Annotated in this window: 3 protein-coding genes; 2 read left to right on the forward strand and 1 reads right to left on the reverse strand. The window is 74.2% G+C overall.

The features are described from left to right. The first annotated feature begins 336 nt into the window (after positions 1-336). Positions 337-1,431, forward strand: a complete 1,095-nt coding sequence (locus IF89_RS0134960; protein WP_030776971.1) for a substrate-binding domain-containing protein — start codon at positions 337-339, stop codon at positions 1,429-1,431. A gap of 89 nt (positions 1,432-1,520) precedes the next feature. Here the strand turns inward: IF89_RS0134960 and IF89_RS46690 are convergent, their stop codons facing one another. Next, positions 1,521-1,751 (reverse strand): hypothetical protein, encoded by a 231-nt coding sequence (locus IF89_RS46690; protein ID WP_158718117.1) that lies wholly within the window; start codon positions 1,749-1,751, stop codon positions 1,521-1,523. On the opposite strand from IF89_RS46690, the gene IF89_RS0134965 reads away from it, so the two are divergent. Then, the coding region (locus tag IF89_RS0134965; protein WP_043194819.1) for a phosphotransferase at positions 1,750-2,505 on the forward strand (756 nt) is incomplete at its 3' end. The genes IF89_RS46690 and IF89_RS0134965 overlap by 2 nt on opposite strands.

Consider the following 2,505-nt stretch of genomic DNA (forward strand, 5'->3'; position numbering starts at 1 on the left):
CCATCCCCTGCACCCCCCGCCCTGTGAAAAACCGCACCCCGACAATCCCCCGACCGCCCCCGACCACCCCCTCCCCTCCTCCCGCCCGCACCGGCCCGCCCTCCCGGACCCGCTCACGTGCCGAACACAACCCGCCCCGCACCCTTCAGGAGTTGACGCCACACCCCCGGCCGGCCCCAGGCCATCGCAGGAAACCCCTGCCCGGGCGCGGGCGGTCGGGGCGTTGACAGCGTTGCCATCTCGTTAGGGATTCACTTCTTGACGGCAGCGATGCGGGCACGTTGACTGCCTCCACTTCGGCCGTACGGACACGGCCCCATCAGGGAGGCTCACCTCGTGAACGCGTATCTGGGGCGTACCCCGGTTGCTCTGGCCGTCGCGGCGCTCGCCGTCACGCTCACCGCCTGCGGCGGCTCCGACAGCGGCGGCGACGGCGGCAGCGGCGACGCGGTCCGGATCGGCCTGCTGCTCCCGGAGAACGAGACCGCGCGCTACGAGAAGTTCGACAAGCCGCTGATGGAGAAGAAGGTCGCCGTGATGACCCTCGGCAAGGGCAAGGTGCTCTATGCCAACGCCGGCGGCGACGCGGCCCGGCAGACCTCCCAGGCCGACGCGATGATCAAGGACAAGGTGGACGTCCTGGTCATCGACGCGGTGGACTCCAAGGCCATCGCCGCCTCGGTGACCAAGGCCAAGGAGGCGGGCATCGCGGTGGTCGCCTACGACCGCCTCGCCGAGGGCCCGATCGACGCCTACACCTCCTTCGACAACGAGGACGTCGGCCGCGTCCAGGGCAAGGCCCTGCTGGAGGCCCTGGGCGACAAGGCCCGCACCGGCAGGATCGTCATGATGAACGGCGCGGTCACCGACCCCAACGCGGCCAGCTTCAAGTCCGGTGCCCGCTCCGTCCTGGACGGCAAGGTGAACGTCGGCAAGGAGTACGACACCGTCGAGTGGAAGCCGGAGAACGCCACCGCCAACATGACCGCCGCGCTCTCCGCACTCGGCAAGGACAAGATCGTCGGCGTCTACTCCGCCAACGACGGCATGGCCGGCGGCATCATCACCGCCCTCAAGGCCGCCGGCGTCTCCCCGCTGCCCCCCGTCACCGGCCAGGACGCCGAACTCGCCGGCATACGCCGCATCGTGGCGGGCGACCAGTACATGACCGTCTACAAGCCCTACGCCCGCGAGGCCGAGGCCGCGGCCGAACTCGCCGTCCTCCTCGCCCAGGGAGAGAAGATCGACGGCATCATCAACCAGTTCGTCTCCAGCCCCACCACCAAGCGCATCCCGGCCGTCCTCATCCCCGGCACCGCCGTCACCCGCAACAACATCGCCACCACCGTCGTCCTCGACAACGTCTACACCATCGAGGACATCTGCACCGACGCCCTCAAGGCCACCTGCGACGACATCGGCCTGAAGTAACACCCACCCCCGCACGCCCCCCGCGGCCCGGCGGCCGACGGGGGCGGCGGCGCCCCCCCACACCCGCACCACGACCACCCGCGCATCCCTCACGGCCCCCGCCCCACCCGTACGGCCCGCCCCGCCTGCACGGCCCGTACGCCCCCGCCCGGCCCGTGCGGCCGCCCCACCCGCACGACCCGTACGGCCTGTGCGTCCGCCCCGCCTGCACGGCCCGCCCCGCCCGTACGGCCCGGCCCGTACGCCCCGCCCGGCCCCCACAGCCCGGCGCCCGAAATGCCGGTGCGTGCCGCCGCCGGCCCGTGGCAGGGTGAACCCATGGGCTTATCGGTGCCGTTCGGGGAGGTACTGCGGGCCGAGCTGGGCGCACCGGGGCGCGCCCGCCGGCTGACCAGCAGCCCCCGCTCGCGGGTGTGGCGTGTGGAGCTGGCGCAGGGCGCCGCGGTGGTCAAGCAGATCGTCGCCGGCCCCGGCGCCGAGGACGCCTACGCCCGCGAGGTGGCCGCGCTGCGCCTCGCCGCCCGGGCCCGCCCCGCGGTCGCGCCGGTACTCCTGGCCGCCGATCCGGGGGAGCGGGTCCTGGTGACGGAGCATCTGGAACACCTGCGCCCGGCCCCCGACTGGATCGTGGCGTACGCGGCGGCCCTGGCACGCCTGCACGCCGCCGCCGGCCCCGGGGACGCCGGCGTGCTGCCCCGCCGTGCGGGCCCGGGCCGGCACGACGTCGCCGCCTTCCTCCGGCTCGCCCGGACACTGGGGGCCACCGTCACCGCCGGCGCGGCCGGCGAGCTGGAGGAACTGACCGTCCGGCTCGCCCGGGCCCCGGGGCACGCCCTGCTCCACGGGGACCCCTGCCCGGGCAACGACCTCCACACCGCCTGCGGGGTCAGGTTCGTCGACTTCGAGCAGGCCTGCCTGGGCAGCGGCCTGACGGAGCTGGCCTACCTGCGCATCGGCTTCCCCACCTGCTGGTGCGTCACCGCACCGCCGGAGCCGCTGCTGCGGCGCGCGGAGGACGCCTACCGCACCGAGTGGCGCGCCGCGACCGGCACCGACGTCCCCGGCGACACCCCC

This window comes from Streptomyces sp. NRRL F-2664 (assembly GCF_000719345.1).
GTDB lineage: Bacteria > Actinomycetota > Actinomycetes > Streptomycetales > Streptomycetaceae > Streptomyces.